The organism is Streptomyces sp. NBC_01408, from assembly GCF_026340255.1.
Taxonomy (GTDB): Bacteria; Actinomycetota; Actinomycetes; order Streptomycetales; family Streptomycetaceae; genus Streptomyces.
Genome location: NZ_JAPEPJ010000001.1, coordinates 3060016 through 3074438, shown reverse-complemented (window position 1 = coordinate 3074438; position 14423 = coordinate 3060016). Strand labels below are relative to the sequence as shown.

14 protein-coding genes and 1 pseudogene are annotated in these 14423 nt (G+C 73.3%); 7 read left to right on the top strand and 8 right to left on the bottom strand.

What is annotated here, in order from left to right; all coding sequences use genetic code 11:
* The first annotated feature begins 64 nt into the window (after positions 1 to 64).
* Positions 65 to 997, top strand: a complete 933-nt coding sequence (locus OG447_RS13980) for an NAD(P)-dependent oxidoreductase (protein WP_266936811.1) — start codon at positions 65 to 67, stop codon at positions 995 to 997.
* A gap of 46 nt (positions 998 to 1043) precedes the next feature.
* Here OG447_RS13980 and OG447_RS13975 read toward each other — a convergent pair whose 3' ends face one another.
* The 3 genes from OG447_RS13975 to OG447_RS13965 all read right to left on the bottom strand — a co-directional run bounded on the left by OG447_RS13975 (position 1044) and on the right by OG447_RS13965 (position 3632).
* Positions 1044 to 1979 carry an EI24 domain-containing protein gene (locus OG447_RS13975; RefSeq protein WP_266936810.1) on the bottom strand — a complete coding sequence of 312 codons (936 nt, stop codon included), beginning with the start codon at positions 1977 to 1979 and terminating at the stop codon, positions 1044 to 1046.
* A 142-nt stretch (positions 1980 to 2121) separates the two neighbouring features.
* A complete protein-coding gene (locus OG447_RS13970; protein WP_266936809.1) occupies positions 2122 to 2544 on the bottom strand; it encodes an organic hydroperoxide resistance protein in 423 nt (140 codons plus the stop codon).
* A 65-nt stretch (positions 2545 to 2609) separates the two neighbouring features.
* Positions 2610 to 3632: an NADP-dependent oxidoreductase gene (locus OG447_RS13965; RefSeq protein WP_266936808.1), complete on the bottom strand. Its 1023-nt coding sequence runs from the start codon at positions 3630 to 3632 to the stop codon at positions 2610 to 2612.
* 109 nt (positions 3633 to 3741) lie between these two features.
* Here OG447_RS13965 and OG447_RS13960 point away from each other — a divergent pair, with 109 nt between their 5' ends.
* Positions 3742 to 4164, top strand: a complete 423-nt coding sequence (locus tag OG447_RS13960; protein WP_266936807.1) for a MarR family winged helix-turn-helix transcriptional regulator — start codon at positions 3742 to 3744, stop codon at positions 4162 to 4164.
* 12 nt (positions 4165 to 4176) lie between these two features.
* On the opposite strand, the gene OG447_RS13955 is transcribed toward OG447_RS13960, so the two are convergent.
* A complete protein-coding gene (locus OG447_RS13955) occupies positions 4177 to 4935 on the bottom strand; it encodes a hypothetical protein (RefSeq protein ID WP_266936806.1) in 759 nt (252 codons plus the stop codon).
* Positions 4936 to 5013: 78 nt separating this feature from the next.
* Here OG447_RS13955 and OG447_RS13950 point away from each other — a divergent pair, with 78 nt between their 5' ends.
* On the top strand, positions 5014 to 5607 hold the full coding sequence (locus tag OG447_RS13950; protein WP_266936805.1) for a hypothetical protein: 594 nt from the start codon (positions 5014 to 5016) through the stop codon (positions 5605 to 5607).
* On the opposite strand, the gene OG447_RS13945 is transcribed toward OG447_RS13950, so the two are convergent.
* A complete protein-coding gene (locus OG447_RS13945; RefSeq protein ID WP_266936804.1) occupies positions 5604 to 6314 on the bottom strand; it encodes a triacylglycerol lipase in 711 nt (236 codons plus the stop codon). The genes OG447_RS13950 and OG447_RS13945 overlap by 4 nt on opposite strands.
* A gap of 210 nt (positions 6315 to 6524) precedes the next feature.
* Here OG447_RS13945 and OG447_RS13940 point away from each other — a divergent pair, with 210 nt between their 5' ends.
* The 3 genes from OG447_RS13940 (at position 6525) to OG447_RS13930 (ending at position 10714) form a co-directional block, all read left to right on the top strand.
* On the top strand, positions 6525 to 7562 hold the full coding sequence (locus OG447_RS13940) for a rod shape-determining protein (protein ID WP_266936803.1): 1038 nt from the start codon (positions 6525 to 6527) through the stop codon (positions 7560 to 7562).
* Positions 7559 to 9160, top strand: coding sequence for a GAF domain-containing protein (locus tag OG447_RS13935; protein ID WP_266936802.1), 1602 nt, complete (start codon positions 7559 to 7561; stop codon positions 9158 to 9160). Before OG447_RS13940 ends, OG447_RS13935 begins: the two co-directional genes overlap by 4 nt.
* A gap of 189 nt (positions 9161 to 9349) precedes the next feature.
* Positions 9350 to 10714 carry a carboxyl transferase domain-containing protein gene (locus OG447_RS13930; protein WP_266936801.1) on the top strand — a complete coding sequence of 455 codons (1365 nt, stop codon included), beginning with the start codon at positions 9350 to 9352 and terminating at the stop codon, positions 10712 to 10714.
* Positions 10715 to 10925: 211 nt separating this feature from the next.
* On the opposite strand, the pseudogene OG447_RS13925 reads toward OG447_RS13930, so the two are convergent.
* Together OG447_RS13925 and OG447_RS13920 are read right to left on the bottom strand one after the other, a co-directional pair.
* Positions 10926 to 11663 (bottom strand): annotated as a pseudogene (locus tag OG447_RS13925) (esterase-like activity of phytase family protein); the annotation flags it as partial.
* A 16-nt stretch (positions 11664 to 11679) separates the two neighbouring features.
* A complete protein-coding gene (locus OG447_RS13920) occupies positions 11680 to 12507 on the bottom strand; it encodes an AraC family transcriptional regulator (protein WP_266936800.1) in 828 nt (275 codons plus the stop codon).
* Positions 12508 to 12555: 48 nt separating this feature from the next.
* Here OG447_RS13920 and OG447_RS13915 point away from each other — a divergent pair, with 48 nt between their 5' ends.
* Positions 12556 to 12918, top strand: a complete 363-nt coding sequence (locus OG447_RS13915) for a cupin domain-containing protein (RefSeq protein ID WP_266936799.1) — start codon at positions 12556 to 12558, stop codon at positions 12916 to 12918.
* A gap of 46 nt (positions 12919 to 12964) precedes the next feature.
* On the opposite strand, the gene OG447_RS13910 is transcribed toward OG447_RS13915, so the two are convergent.
* Entirely contained in the window at positions 12965 to 14227 is a 1263-nt protein-coding gene (locus OG447_RS13910) for an MFS transporter (protein WP_266936798.1), read from the bottom strand.
* Positions 14228 to 14423 lie beyond the last annotated feature (196 nt).

The following is a 14423-nucleotide window of genomic DNA, read 5'->3' as shown; positions in this document are numbered from 1 at the left end:
GGGTAACCACCCACTCCAAGGTGCGTACTTGAGTGACTCATGGCCTTCCACCAGGCTAAACGTCATGACCGACAACACGACGCAGAACCCGCTCGCCACCCCTTCCGCCCCGCTCACCCTGCTCGGCCTCGGCGACATGGGCACGGCCCTCGCCCGCACCTGGCTCGCCGCCGGGCACCCCCTCACCGTCTGGAACCGCACCGCCGCCAAGGCCGAGGCCCTGGTCGCGGAGGGTGCCGTCGCCGCAGCGAGCCCCGCCGAGGCGGTGGCCGCCGGCCGGCTCGTCGTGCTGTGCCTGCTGGACGACTCCTCCGTCGACGCGGCCCTGGAGGGCGTCGACCTGACCGGCAAGGACCTGGTCAACCTCACCACCGGCACCCCGGCCGAGGGCCGTGCGCGGGCCGCCTGGGCCGAGGCGCGCGGCGCCCGGTTCGTGGACGGCGGGATCATGGCCACGCCGACGATGATCGGGATCCCGGAGGCCGGGGGCTACGTCTTCTACAGCGGCTCGCGCGCACTCTTCGACACCCATCGGACCACGCTCCAGGTCCCGGCCGGGGCCCGCTTCGTCGGCGAGAACCCGGGGTACGCGGCCCTGCACGACGTGGCGCTGCTGAGTGCGATGTACGGGCTCTTCGCCGGGATCTCGCACGCCTACGCGCTGATCGAGGGCGAGGGCATCGCCCCGAAGGACCTGTCCCCGCTGCTGTCCGAGTGGCTCGGCGCGATGGGCTTCTTCGTCGGCAACGCCGCGGAGCGGCTGACCTCGCGGGACTTCACCAGCGGGGTCGTGTCCAGTCTGGCCATGCAGGTCGCCGCGAGCGGCACCCTGCTGCGCACCGCCGAGGAGCAGGGGGTCAGCACGGAGCTGATCTCCCCGTACCTGGAGCTGATGCGGCGCCGGCTGACCGCCGGCCCCGCCGCGCACGGCGGCGAGGACACGGCCGGCGCCATCACGCTGCTGCGGGCCGGGGCCGGGGCCGGGGCGGTCAGCTAGTGCTGTGGCCGGAAAGGTTTGCCGGTGAACCTTTCCGGCCACAGCACTAGAAACCGGGCGGCGGCGGACCGAAGCCCTTGGCCTGGCCCTGAGCCTGGGGTGATCCCGGTGCCGGTGCGCCGGCCTGCTGCGGTCCGGCGTGACCCGTGTGGTCCGCGTGGTTCGTGTGGCCGGCCCACTGTGCCTGGTTCGCATCGCCCGCGTGGTTCCCGGGGGCCGCCTGGTCCGGCCGCTCCCGCGGTGCGTCGGCCGGCAGCAGGGCCCGCGCCATCAGCGTGGCGCCGGCCACCGCGCCCGGCATCAGGAACACCGCGACGAAGGGCACCACGAAGGCCAGCACCAGCGGCACTCCGAAGCCGAGCACCAGCATCCGCCGCGACCGCAGCAGCGCCAGCCGGTCGGCCAGCTCCACCCGGCGCCGCTGGAGGGCGACGGAGGTGAGCTCGTGGGTCAGGAAGTAGCCGGAGACGCAGAACCCGATCGCCGGGACCACGGTCTGCCCGATCACCGGAATGAAGCCCAGGGCGAAGAGCAGGATCCCGTAGAGCAGGACCCGGCCGAGCACCTTCACGCTGTCCCGTGCGGAGATCCACAGCTCCTGCCAGAGGGAGAGCCCGGACTCGGGGACCTCGCCGCCCTCGCTGCGGTCGACCGCCTCCGAGAGGGACTCGTAGAACGGCTGGCCGATCAGCAGGGTCACGGCGGTGAAGGTGATCACCGCGATGAAGAGCCCGAGGCAGAAGACCAGCGCGGTCAGGAAGCCGCGGAAGAGTCCGAGCCACGGCGAGGACCAGTCGTCGGCGAAGGGGGTGGCCCAGGCGGTCAGGTCGTCGGCGCCGGAGCCGAGCCCGATCAGCGCGCCGGCGTAGAGGACGAGGGTCACCAGCCCGGGCAGCAGCCCGAATCCCAGCCAGCGGCCGTGCCCGAAAACCCAACGCTGTCCGGCCAGCAGATACCGGAAGCCCCCCGCAAGATCACTCATGTGGCCAGTTTAGGGGGTGGGTGCCGGATCCCCGAGGGCGTAGGGGGTCCTGGGCACACCCCCGTAGCGGGGCCTGGACACACCCCCCTACGGCGAAGGCCGCACCCCATTGCGGGGTGCGGCCTTCAGCGAGCGGTGCCGGTCAGACGGCGAGCTCGACGGTGATGTTGCCGCGGGTGGCCTTGGAGTACGGGCAGACCTGGTGGGCCTTCTCGATGAGGTCCTTGGCGGTGGCGGCGTCCACGTTCGGGATCACGGCGGAGATCTTGACGATCAGGCCGAAGCCCTCGTCGTTCTTGCCTATGCCGACCTCGGCGGTGACGGTGGAGCCGGAGATGTCGGCGTTCTCGTTCTTGGCGACGACACCCAGGGCGCCCTGGAAGCAGGCGCTGTAGCCGGCGGCGAACAGCTGCTCCGGGTTGGTGCCGGCGCCGCTGCCACCGAGCTCCTTCGGCGGGTTCACGACGACGTCGAGCTGGCCGTCGTTGGTGGCGACGCGGCCGTCACGGCCGTTCTCGGCGGTGGCTACAGCGGTGTACGCGACGTCGGAGTACTGGATGGACATGTAAGAAGATCCTCCTGGTGAATCGCCGCGACTCGCGCCCACGACCGCAGCGGTGTGGGGTGAGCCTAGCCGGTGAAAGAAACGATCATCTTTCCGGTGTTCTCGCCGCGCAGCATGCCGAGGAAGGCGGAGGTCGCGTTCTCGACGCCCTCGACGACCGTCTCGTCGTACCGGAGCTCACCGGAACGCAGCCATCCGGCGACGTCCTGGACGAACTGCGGCTGGAGTCCGGCGTGGTCGTTGACCAGGATGCCCTGGAGGCGCAGCCGCTTGCCGATGACCTGCATCAGGTTGCGCGGACCGGGGGCGGCCTCGGTGTCGTTGTAGTGGGCGATCGCACCGCAGAGGGTGGCCCGGCCGTTCACGTTCAGGGAGGAGATGGCGGCCTCCAGGTGGTCCCCGCCGACGTTGTCGAAGTAGACGTCGATGCCCTCGGGGGCGGCGTCCCTCAGCTGCTGGCCGACGGGGCCGTTCTTGTAGTTGAAGGCCGCGTCGAAGCCGTACTTCTCTGTGAGCAGCGTCACCTTCTCGTCCGAGCCGGCGGAGCCGATCACCCGGGAGGCGCCCTTGATCTTGGCGAACTGGCCGACGAGGCCGCCGACCGCACCGGCCGCGCCGGAGACGAAGACGGCGTCGCCCTCCTTGAAGGAAGCGACCTCGAAGAGCCCCGCGTAGGCGGTCAGGCCGGGCATGCCGAGGACGCCGAGGTAGGTGGAGAGCGGGGCGAGGGCGCCGTCGACCTTGGTGGCGTGCTTGGCGTCCAGCTCCGCGTACTCACGCCAGCCCAGGCCGTGCAGGACGTGGTCGCCGACCGCGAAGCGCTCGTCGGCGGAGGCCACGACCTCACCGACCGCGCCGCCGTCCATCGGCTGGTCCAGCTGGAAGGGCGGGATGTACGACTTCACGTCGTTCATCCGGCCGCGCATGTACGGGTCCACGGACATGTGGAGGTTGCGTACGAGGATCCGGCCGGGGGCGGGCTCGGCGGAGACGGGCACCTCGCGCAGGGCGAAGTCCTCGGCGACGGGCCAGCCCTGCGGACGGCGGACGAGGTGCCACTCGCGGCTGACGGCAGGGATCTCGGACATGCGGCGCTCCTGAGGGAAAGGCGGTGATTCACCGAAAAGTGCTTCACTAGGTGAAACAACCATGCGCCTGGATATTTCATGTTGTCAAGTAAATGGGTACGCTGGATCCATGCCCAGTCGTCGCGCAGACCCAGTGACCCTTGAGGTCGTCGAACTCATCGGCGACGTCGTGGCCCGCTACCACGAGGAGTACGAGCACGCCGCCGCCCGCCATCAGCTCACCGGCGCCCAGGCCCGCGTGCTCGGACTGCTCTCCCTGGAGCCGCTGCCGATGCGCCGCATCGCGCAGAAGCTGAAGTGCGAGCCCTCCAACATCACCGGCATCATCGACCGGCTGGAGACGCGCGGCCTGGTCGAGCGCCGCCCCGACCCGGCCGACCGCCGGGTGAAGCTGGCCGCCCCCACCGACGAGGGCCTGCAGACCGCGGACCGGCTGCGGGAGTCGCTGGACTTCGCGCGCGAGCCGCTGGCCGGTCTGTCCACGGCCGAGCGGGCGGTGCTGAGGGACCTGCTCAAGCGGATGCTGGGCTGAGCCCGCCGGTCGCTAACAGCCGCCGAAGAGGGAGTCCCAGAACGAGCACGACTTCGTCGGGGACGGGGAGGGGGACGGCGCCGGAGGCGGCGCCACCGACGTCCCCGTCGGGCTCGCGGTGCTGCCGGGCTTGGGCTTGCCCGTACCGGTCGGAGCCGCGGTGCCGCCCGGTACGGGCGTCCCGGACGCCGGCCCCGAGGTGGCCGGAGCGGGCGCGGCGGAGGTCGGCCCCTGCTGCGTGACGCCCGGGGAGGCGGTCCCCGGCCCGGCGGCCGTCTTCGTGGCCCCCGCGCTCGATTTGGCGGCGGCGCCGGAGGCCTTCCCGGCCCCCTTGGCCGAGGGCACCGCGCCCGTCGGGGCGTCCGGCGCCGGGACGGGTTTCTGCGGCGCGGCGTCATCGGTCAGCACCACCGTGGCGGCCCGGTCGCTGCGCTCCCCGTCCGCGGCCATCCGCGCGGCCGCCAGCGTGCCGCCGGTCGCGAGCACGAGCCCGAGCCCGACGGTCAGCACCGTCCGGCGCCGCCTGCGGTGCGTGGCCCGGCGGCGGGCGCCGGACCGGCCCTCGGCCGGCCCGGACAGCACGACGAGCGAGTCGGCGTACACGTCGGCCAGCGTGGAGGGCTGCGCGGAGGCGCCCTCCGCGGCGTAGGGCGCGGCGGGCACGTCCGGCGCGGTCGGGGCGGCGGGCATCAGGTACTGGGCCGGGGTTCCGCACCCGGCGCACGCGAGCGCGCCGTTGAGGTGCCTCCGGCAGGCGGGGCAGTAGTTCATGGCGCCCGCAGGCTACGTGGTCCCCGGCAACATCCGGATCCCGGGAACGTAAGGATCCTGTGTGGAATCGTTGCCGCCATGACAGCGAACCCGACTCCGGGCGCCCGTGGAGCCTTCGGGCCGGCCGCCTTCCAGCTGGTGCTGCTCCGGCGGATGGCGGACTTCCAGCCCGACCTCGCCGACCGGGCCCGCCACCGGCTGGGCGCCTCGCTCGCCGAACAGCGGGAGGCCAACAAGCGCTGGCAGGCCATGGTCCGGTCGCCCCGGGCGCGCGGGGCCCTCGCCCGCTACCGCTCGGTGCTCGGCCCGCCGGAATCCGCCGAGGCCCGCAGGATCGGCGACCTGGAGTGCCAGGCCCTGCTGTGGCCGGTGCCGCTCTGGCCGGACCTGCGCTTCGAGGTGCTGGCCGCGCCGGACGGGGCGGTGTGGAACGAGTGGCTGGTACGGGCCCCGGGCGCGCGGGGGCCCGTACTGGAGTCGCCGGAGGATCTGCGCCCCTGGTCGGCGACGGTGGACGAGGTGGCGCGGGCCTTCGCCCCGGCGGTGCCGATGGAGGGCACCGCGCCGACCCGCTGGCGCCTGGCCTTCGCCGCGCGGGGGCGGCCGTACGTGGCGGAGTTCACGTACGGCCTGCTCCAGCGGGTGTCGCCCGCGGACGGGGCACAGCACTAGGAAGCGAGGAAGGCCCGTACGCCGGCCGAGGTGCCGTCGTCGCCGAGCAGGTCGTTGTGGGTCAGGCAGCCGACCGGCGTGTTGGCGGCTCCGGTCAGCGGGACGCTGTCGTCCGGGTTGACCACCTCGTCGCAGTTCGACCAGAAGGTCGCGTACTTCACGGCGCCCGGGGTCTCGTCCCCGGAATTCAGGTTCTTCACCACGTACGAACCGGGGGTCATGTCCCGGCACGCCTGGTCCCACAGGGCGCAGGCCCAGGCGGTGGAGGTGCCCCGGTTGGGCCCGGCCAGCGAGACCCAGTGGTCCACGACGGCCGCGCCGCCGCCGAACTTCACGTACCAGCGGCTGACGAGCGAGCCGAAGGAGTGGCCGACGACGTCGACCTTCGCGGCGCCGGTCTCCCGGCGGACCTGGTCGACGTACGCGGCGAGCCGTCCGGCGAGCACCTCGTTGACCGACTGGTGGGTGTCGTAACCCCAGGAGAAGAGTTCCGAGTCGGCGTACCCGGCGGCGCGCAGGTCCTCGCGCAGGGCTCCCCAGACGCCCGGGTCGGCGTTGTAACCGTGGACGAAGACCACCGGACTGCGCGGCGCCGCCCGGCCGGAGGCGGGAGCGGTGACCCGGTCGGCGGCATGGGAAGGGACGGGCGCCAGCAGCGCCAGGCAGAGTGTCAGGAATGCCAGCAGTCTCTGGCGGGCCGTCAGCATCGGGTCCCCTTTACCTTGTTACGCGTGAGTAGCGCGTGCGGTGCGCGCATGGTGCTGCCTGTCGGTACAGAAATCCACCCCCATGCAGGCGTGACGCACCCCCGGCCGGAGCAACCCAACGGGCGGTAAGGGCCAAATGTCCGAGATGATATGGAAAGCGACCGGCATTCCGCCGGTCCCCTTGCGTCAGCGCTCTCGGGAGGATCTGCCGTGACCGTCAGTCTTGAGCAGTTGCGCCGCTGCCACGTCGCCGTCGACCTGGGTGCGGCCAGAACCCGTGTGTACGTCAAGGGCGCCGGCCTCGTCGTCGACGAGCCCAGCGTGGCCGCGGTGAACACGCGGACCGGCGCGCTCATCGCCGTCGGGACCTTCGCCGAACGGATGACCGGCCGCACCCCCGACTACATCCGGGTCGTACGCCCCGTATCCGGCGGCACGGTCGTCGACATCGAGATGGCCCAGCGGATGCTGCGCCACCTGCTCGGCGAGAAGCTGCGGCGGGCCCTGCGCCGCAAGCCCCGGCTGCGGGCCGCCGCCTGCACCCCGCACGACGCGGACCCCCTCGCCCAGCGGGCGACCGTGGAGACCCTGGTCGGCCTCGGGGCCCGGCGCGTCGAACTGGTCGACACCCTGATCGCCGCGGCCGTCGGCTGCGGACTCCCCGTGGAGCAGCCGACCGCGACCATGATCATGGTGTGCGGGGCCGCGGCCACCCAGGTGGCCGTCCTCTCCCTCGGCTCGATCGTCACCGCCGAGCGGATCCCGGTCGGCGGCGAGGCCATCGACCACGCGGTGGTCCAGCACCTGCGCCACGCGCACGAGCTGATGCTTCCCAGCCAGGCCGTCCGGCCGCTCCAGCTGGCCCTGCACGGCAACGGCATCACCGCCGAGGGACCGGCCTCCACCCTGATCCACGGCCGTGACGTGGCCACCGGACTGGCCCGCTCCGTCCAGGTGGACACCGCGGCCGTACGGGACGCGATCCACACCCCCCTGACCGCTGTCCTCGACGGCATCGGCAAGGTCCTGCGGGACTGCCCGCCGGACCTGGTGGCGGACCTGACGGACCGGGGGATCATGATGGTGGGCGGCAGCGCTCTGCTGCCGGGCCTGGACCAGATGCTGCGCGATGCCACCGGCATGCCCGTCGCCATCGCGGAACGGCCGGACGTGTGCGCCGTACTCGGTCTCGGCGCGATGCTCGAAGGGAAGATCGCCCCCATGGTCCTCAACCCGCTGACCGAATGACGGGTCCGGACACCACAGCACAACAGCAGGAGCCGGACCCGCCCGCTCCGGACCCGGGTCCGGAGCGGGCGGGCCTTCCCGTCCTGCTGGAGGCGGTGCTCAGCGTCGGCTCCGAGCTGGAGCTGCACTCGACCCTCCAGCACATCGTGGAATCGGCGGCCGAGCTGTGCACGGCGCGCTACGCGGCGCTCGGGGTCATCGACCCCGAGCGCGTCCGGCTGACCGAGCTGTTCACCACCGGGCTGAGCGAGGCGGAGCGCGCCGCGATCCCCCGCCTCCCGGACGGGCGCTGCGGGCTGCTCGGCGTCCTCGTCTCCGACCCGCGCCCGCTGCTGCTCGACGACCTCACCAAGGACCCCCGGGCCACCGGCTTCCCGCCGGGCCACCCGCCGATGCGCAGCTTCCTGGGCGTCCCGATCCGGGTGCACACCGAGGTCTTCGGCAACCTCTACCTGACCGAGAAGCGCGGCGGCGGCCCCTTCACCGAAGAGGACCTGGCCCTGGTGCGCGTCCTGGCCTCGCAGGCGGGCATAGCGATCGGCAACGCCCGGCTGTACGAGACCGCGCGCCGCCGGGAGCGGTGGATCGAGGGCGCAGCCGCCGTGACCACGACCCTGCTGGCGGGCCGGCCGGCGGCGGACGCGCTGAGGTGCGTGGCCGAGCGGGCCCGGCTGCTCGCGGACGCGGAGGCCGGGGTGGTGCTCCAGCCGACCCCGCAGGGCGGGATGGAGATCGTGGCCGCGTCCACCCAGGGCGACCCCGGGGACCTGATCGGGACGGCCATCGCCCCCGGCTCGCCGGTCCTGGAACAACTGCTGGGCGGCGAGCCGGTGTTCATCGAGGACTCGGCCACCGACCCCCGGATGACCACGCACGTCCGCGAACGGTTCGGGCCCAGCATGATGCTCCCGCTCCAGAGCGGCGGTCAGCTGATCGGCACCCTGGCCCTGCCGCGCGGCCGGGGCGGCCGCCCGTACGACGCGGTGGACCGGCTGCTGGCCTCGCAGTTCGCCTCCCAGGCCGCGCTCGCCCTCGTCCTCGCGGACGCGCAGCACGACCGGGAGCAGCTGGCGGTGTACGAGGACCGCGACCGGATCGCGCGGGACCTGCACGACCTGGTGGTCCAGCGGCTGTTCGCGACGGAGATGATGCTGGAGTCCACCCGGCGGCGTTCGTCCAACGCCCCGAGCGGAGACACGGTGGGCGAGGAGCTGACCCGCGCGGTCGACGAACTGGACTCCACCATCCAGGAGGTGCGGACGGCCATCTTCGCTCTCCAGCAGCCGCCGTCCGACGCCCCGACGACCTTCCGGGGCCGGGTGCTGCGCGAGACGGGCGGGGCGGGGGTCCTGCTGGGGTTCCAGCCGTCGGTGCACTTCGCGGGCGCGGTGGACACGCTGATTCCGGACCCGGTGGCGGGCGATCTGCTCGCTGCCCTGCGCGGCGCGCTGGCCGCGGCGCACCGGCGCAGCGGGGTCACCTCGATCGGGGTGGAGATCGACGCCACCCCCTCCCGGGCCCGCCTGACGGTGACGGACGACGGCCGCACGGATTCGGGCACCCGGGGAACGAGGACGACCTGGGAGTCGGCCCTGTAGCCGCGACCGGGTCCGGGTCGGGCGCGATCCGTTGCCGGGATCCGCTCAAGCGGCAGCGCCCGGGGGTGTCTTGCCGAACACGCCGGGCAGCCCCGGGCCCGGCCTGGCCGGATCAGCCGCGGAGCCGGCCTGGCCGGATCAGCCGCGGGGCCGGCCATGGTCCACCGGACACCCCCTAGGGTGATTCGGGTGACGACGACCCGCCTCTCGGCCCGCGCGGCCATCGCCTCCGTTGCCGATCCCGGCAGCTTCGCCGAACTCCCCGCCCCCCGGCGGGAGTCCCCGCCCGACGGGCCGCTGACCTGGGCCGGTTACGACGACTCCCGCGCCTGGGCCGCCGCCCGGACCGGTGAGCAGGAGTCCGTGGTCACCGGCACCGCCCGCATCGGCGGCCGCGAAGCCACCGTGATCTCCTTCGAGTTCGGCTTCCTCGGCGGTTCCCTGGGCGAACGCACCGGAGACCGGCTCGAAGCCGCCTACACCCACGCTCGGGAGCACCGCCTCCCCCTCGTCTCCCTCATCGCCACCGGCGGCTCCCGCATGCAGGAGGGCATGCTGGCGCTGACGCAGCTCCAGCGGGTGGCCCGCCAGTGCGTCCTCACCCGCGCCGCCGGTCTCCCCCAGATCGCCGTCCTGCGCGATCCCACCACCGGCGGCGGCTGGGCCACCCTCGGAGCCGGGGCGGACGTGATCCTCGCCCTCCCCGGAGCCCAGGTCGGCTTCGCCGGGTCCCGGGTGCGCCCGGCGGACGCGGACCCGGCCGCGTACTCCGCCGAGGGCCAGTACGCCGCCGGCCACGTGGACGCCGTCGTCGCCCCGGCGGACCTCCCGGGCACCCTGGCCGACTGGCTCCGGCTCCTGGCCGCGCCCCGCCCCGAGGGGTCCACCGAACCCGTCGCGCCCCCGGCCGCACTGGCCGCCGTGGCACCGCCCGAGACCGGCTGGGACGCCGTGCTCCAGGCCCGCCACCCCGGCCGGCCGCACGCCGAGGCGTACCTGGACGCGTACTTCACCCTCCGCCTGCCCCTCTCCGGGGACCGGGCCGGCGGCACGGACCCCGGCATGCTGTGCGGGTTCGGGCTGCGGGAGGGCCGGCCGGTGGCGTACGCCGCCCAGTGCGGCACCGCCACCCGCCCGGCGGGCTACCGTACGGCCACCCGCGTCATCCGCCTCGCGGACCGGCTCGGGATTCCCGTGCTCACCCTGGTGGACACCCCGGGCGCCGCCAACGACGCCGCCGCCGAGCACGCGGGCGCCGGCGCGGCCATCGCGGACACCTTCGCGGCACTGGCCGCGGCAACCGTCCCCGTCACCACCCTGCTGATCGGCGAGGGCGGCTCGGGCGGCGCCCTCGCGCTGGCCGCGCCCGGGAACACCTGGGTCACCCCGGACAGCTACTTCTCGGTCATCGCCCCCGAACTGGCGGCGGCCATCCTCAAGCGCCCCCCGACGGAGGTCCACGCCACCGCCGACCAACTGCGCATCCGCCCCCAGGACCTGGTGTCCCTGGGGGTGGCCCGCGGGATCGTGAGCCCCTCGGTTCCCAGCCCCTAGACGAGTAAGTCCGAAGTGGCGTCTGCGGGGAGGTGCCAGGCACGCGCGTCTGCGGCGTTGTCGTCGGTCGCCGACTTCCCCAAGCTCTCGGCTTCGCTCGAGCAGGGGAGACCCCATTCGCGTCGACTCCCTCCTCCGCCTTGCAGCCGCACGCGCCTGGCACCTCCCCGCCCGCCCTGCGGGCGGACGACGCCACTTCGGACTTACTCGTCTAGTGCTGTGGCCGGGGCAGCCGGACGTCGACCCGGTACAGCCTGGTCACCTGCTGCGCGAGCTCGTTGTCGTCGCTGACCAGCAGCAGCTGCACCCGGCCCCGGGCGTCGTGGCCGGTGACCACCATGCCCTCGATGTTGTCGACCAGCGGGTGGTTCTGCGGCAGCTTCGACGGCGCCCCGAGCGTCGGGCAGCCGTCGAAGTCCCCGATCGGCGTCTTGTGCGCCACCCGCAGCCGCGGCCCCTCGGCCAGCGTCTCCACCTTCGAGGTGTCCGTCGCGCCGAGGGGGTCGACGACGTACAGCCGTGCGGTGATCTTGAACTGCTGGGTGAAGCCCCGCTCCAGGACGATCAGCCGGCCGTCCCCCGTCGGCGCGAGCTCGACGAGCCCGTGGCCCGCGTCGACCGGGTACGCGTACTGGCGGCCCAGCACGAACTCCCCTCCGCGCCGCTCCCAGGTCTGGATCCGCTGGAGGGTCCGCCCCCGTGCGTCCTTTCCGTCGCCCGCCAGCGCCCCCTCCAGGCCCGCGACCAGCGTGCGGCCGCCGGGCAGCAGGGTCAGCGACTCGAAGGTCTGGTTGGCGGTGGCCCGCCCCTGCGGGGCGAGCCGGAAGGCGTCCGGGACCGGCAGCTCGCCCAGCACCTCGCCGCCCCGGCCGTAGCGCCGGATCGCGGGCGCGAACTCGTCGGTGACCAGGTACGACCCGTCGCGGTCGACGACGATCCCCTCCGAGTCGACGGCTGCTCCCCCTTCACACCCGGCCGGATCGGGCGAACCGTCCCGGACTGGTCCCGACGTGCCGCCCGAAGTGCCGTGCCAGGTGCGCCTGGTCGTAGAACCCCGCCGCCGTGGCCGCCTCGGCCGGCCGCATCCCGGCCAGCAGCAGCCGCCGCGCCACCTCGACCCGCCGCCCCGTGAGATAGGCGTGCGGGGGCAGGCCGTACGCCCTCCGGAAGCTGCGGATCAGGTGCGTCGGATGGCAGCGGTCCCCGGAAGCACGACCCAGCTCCGCCGCGGCCTCCTCCAGAGTGATCCCCTCGGCCACCCGGGCGTCGAGCAGCTCGCGCAGCCGTACGGCGACCCCCGTGCCCGGGTCCCCGTACGCGGCCGGCTCGCGCCCCGACAGCCACCGGTGCAGCCGCTCCCGTACGAAGACCAGCCGCGACTGCGCTTCGAAGGGGTCCTGCTCGCCCAGGGCTCGGTGCAGCCCGTGCACGCGCTCCCGCAACGCCGGGTCGAACAGCAGCGGGGTGTCGACGGCGGAGCCCGTCAGCGCCTCCGGCAGCACGGAGGTGTCCAGGTACAGCACCCGCTTGCGGAATCCGCCCTCGGTCACGGTCCGCCCGTCGTGGGGCACCCCGGGCGGCAGCAGCACCACCGCCCCGTCGACGCCGACGCCGTGCCGCTCGCGGTCCAGCGCGAAGTCGACCCGGCCGCCGTCCAGGATCATCAGCGCCCAGGTGTCGTGCACATGAGCCGGGTACGCGTGGTCGGTGAACCGGGCGTGGAAGACCTCGGCGATGCCCGGCACCGACGGCTGCCAGGCGGAGACGGTGCTGCGCGGACGTATCGCGGCCATGTCAGGAACGTACAAGACCGCCTCGCGCGGGCCCCGCAGGCTGTCCGCATGACGACACAGAAGGTCAACATCGCCGAGAAGCTGGCCGGTTTCACCGAGCAGTGGGCCCCACGACGGGTCGCCCGCGTCAACGACTACGAGGTCAAGCTCGCCCGGCTCCAGGGCGAGTTCGTCTGGCACACCCACGAGGACACCGACGAGCTCTTCCTGGTGGTCGGCGGCACGCTGACGATCCACTTGCGCGACGGGGACGTGATCCTGGGCCCCGGCGAGATGTACGTGGTCCCGCGCGGCGTGGAGCACTGCCCGGCGGCGGACGAGGAGGCGCAGATCCTGCTGTTCGAGCCGGCGGGCACCACCAACACCGGCACCACGGGCGGCGACCGCACCCGGGAACCGGTGGACGCCTAGGGGGTGTCCGGCGAGAGGCCCCTGGGGCCGCGTCCGCGCTGGATCCTCAGGCCTGCGGCGACCGCGCGTCGTAGCGGGCGAAGCCCCGCCACCGCAGCGCCAGCAGGCCCAGCACCAGCACGCACCCGAGCCCGCCGCCCGTGATCGCCACGGTCGGGGAGGTCACGTCCGCGACGGTCCCGGCGAAGAAGTCCCCCAGCCGGGGCCCGCCCGCGACGACCACGATGAAGACGCCTTGCAGCCGTCCGCGCATCTCGTCCGGGGTGGCGGCCTGGAGCATGGTCGTCCGGAACACCATCGAGATGGTGTCCGACCACCCGGCCACGGCCAGGAAGAACAGCCCGAGCCACAGGTTCCGGGTGAGCCCGAAGACCGCGATGGCCAGCCCCCACGCGGCGACGGCGAACAGGATCGCCAGCCCGTGCCGGCGGATGCGGCCCTGCCAGCCGGAGAACAGCCCGCCCAGCAGCGCCCCGAGGGCGGGGGCGGCCACGAGCAGGCCGACCGTCTTGGCGTCGCCGCCGAACCAGAGCACGGCGACGGCCGGGAACAGCGCCTTCGGCTGCGCCAGCACCATGGCGGCCAGGTCGGAGAAGAAGGTCATCCGGATGTTCGGCCGGGTCCCGAGGAAGCGCAGCCCGTCCAGGACGGAGGCCCTGCCACGGCTGCCTTCGGCGCGGTCGGGCTTCATCGACGGCAGCCGCCACATCGCGTACAGGGCGGCGGTGAAGGTGACCGCGTCGATCAGGTAGGCCGACTGGTACCCCCACCAGCCGACGATCAGCCCGCCCAGCATCGGCCCGGCCATCATCCCGGCGGTCATGGTCACGGTGTTCAGGGCATTGGCGGCGGGCAGCTGCTCGGCCGGCAGCAGGCGCGGGGTCATCGCGGCCCTGGCCGGCCCGTTGAGGGCGCCGCAGACCGACTGGAGCGCGACGACCGCGTACAGGAACCACACCCGGTGGTAGTCGAGCAGCGCGGCCCCGGCGAGCGCGATCGACAGGCCGGCGGAGCCGAGGGAGCTGTAGAGGCCGAGCTTGCGCCGGTCCACGGTGTCGGCGATGGCCCCGCCGTAGAGCCCGAAGACGATGAGCGGGACGAGGGAGAAGAGCCCGACGAGCCCGACGGAAAAGCTGGAGCGGGTGATGTCGTAGACCTGGAGCGAGATCGCGAGGGCGGTCATCGCCTGACCCAGCCAGGAAATCGTTCCGCCGATCCACAGCCGCCGGTAGTCCACGGAAGTGCGCAGTGGAGTGAGGTCGGCGAAAATGCGCCGTTGGGGGCGGGTGGTCTCGGCGGTGCGGGTCACAGCGGATGATAACCAGCGTTCGTTCGCCGCCTCCCGGGATTTTTTCCCGCGCTCACCCACCGGCAACAGACTCCCCACCCGGATCCCGGGCCCCAGGCCGGACCGGCCCTTGCTGCTAACTCGCCACTGTCACCGGTGATTTGACCGAATCGACAGGCGCTCCTCGCCTCCTGTTCAGCTCATGATGAAAAGACTC

Coding starts and splice junctions, on each gene's coding strand:
- OG447_RS13980 (WP_266936811.1), top strand. CDS start 65: ATGACCGACAACACGACGCAGAACCCGCTCGCCACCCCTTCCGCCCCG.
- OG447_RS13975 (WP_266936810.1), bottom strand. CDS start 1,979: ATGAGTGATCTTGCGGGGGGCTTCCGGTATCTGCTGGCCGGACAGCGT.
- OG447_RS13970 (WP_266936809.1), bottom strand. CDS start 2,544: ATGTCCATCCAGTACTCCGACGTCGCGTACACCGCTGTAGCCACCGCC.
- OG447_RS13965 (WP_266936808.1), bottom strand. CDS start 3,632: ATGTCCGAGATCCCTGCCGTCAGCCGCGAGTGGCACCTCGTCCGCCGT.
- OG447_RS13960 (WP_266936807.1), top strand. CDS start 3,742: ATGCCCAGTCGTCGCGCAGACCCAGTGACCCTTGAGGTCGTCGAACTC.
- OG447_RS13955 (WP_266936806.1), bottom strand. CDS start 4,935: ATGAACTACTGCCCCGCCTGCCGGAGGCACCTCAACGGCGCGCTCGCG.
- OG447_RS13950 (WP_266936805.1), top strand. CDS start 5,014: ATGACAGCGAACCCGACTCCGGGCGCCCGTGGAGCCTTCGGGCCGGCC.
- OG447_RS13945 (WP_266936804.1), bottom strand. CDS start 6,314: ATGCTGACGGCCCGCCAGAGACTGCTGGCATTCCTGACACTCTGCCTG.
- OG447_RS13935 (WP_266936802.1), top strand. CDS start 7,559: ATGACGGGTCCGGACACCACAGCACAACAGCAGGAGCCGGACCCGCCC.
- OG447_RS13920 (WP_266936800.1), bottom strand. CDS start 12,507: ATGGCCGCGATACGTCCGCGCAGCACCGTCTCCGCCTGGCAGCCGTCG.
- OG447_RS13915 (WP_266936799.1), top strand. CDS start 12,556: ATGACGACACAGAAGGTCAACATCGCCGAGAAGCTGGCCGGTTTCACC.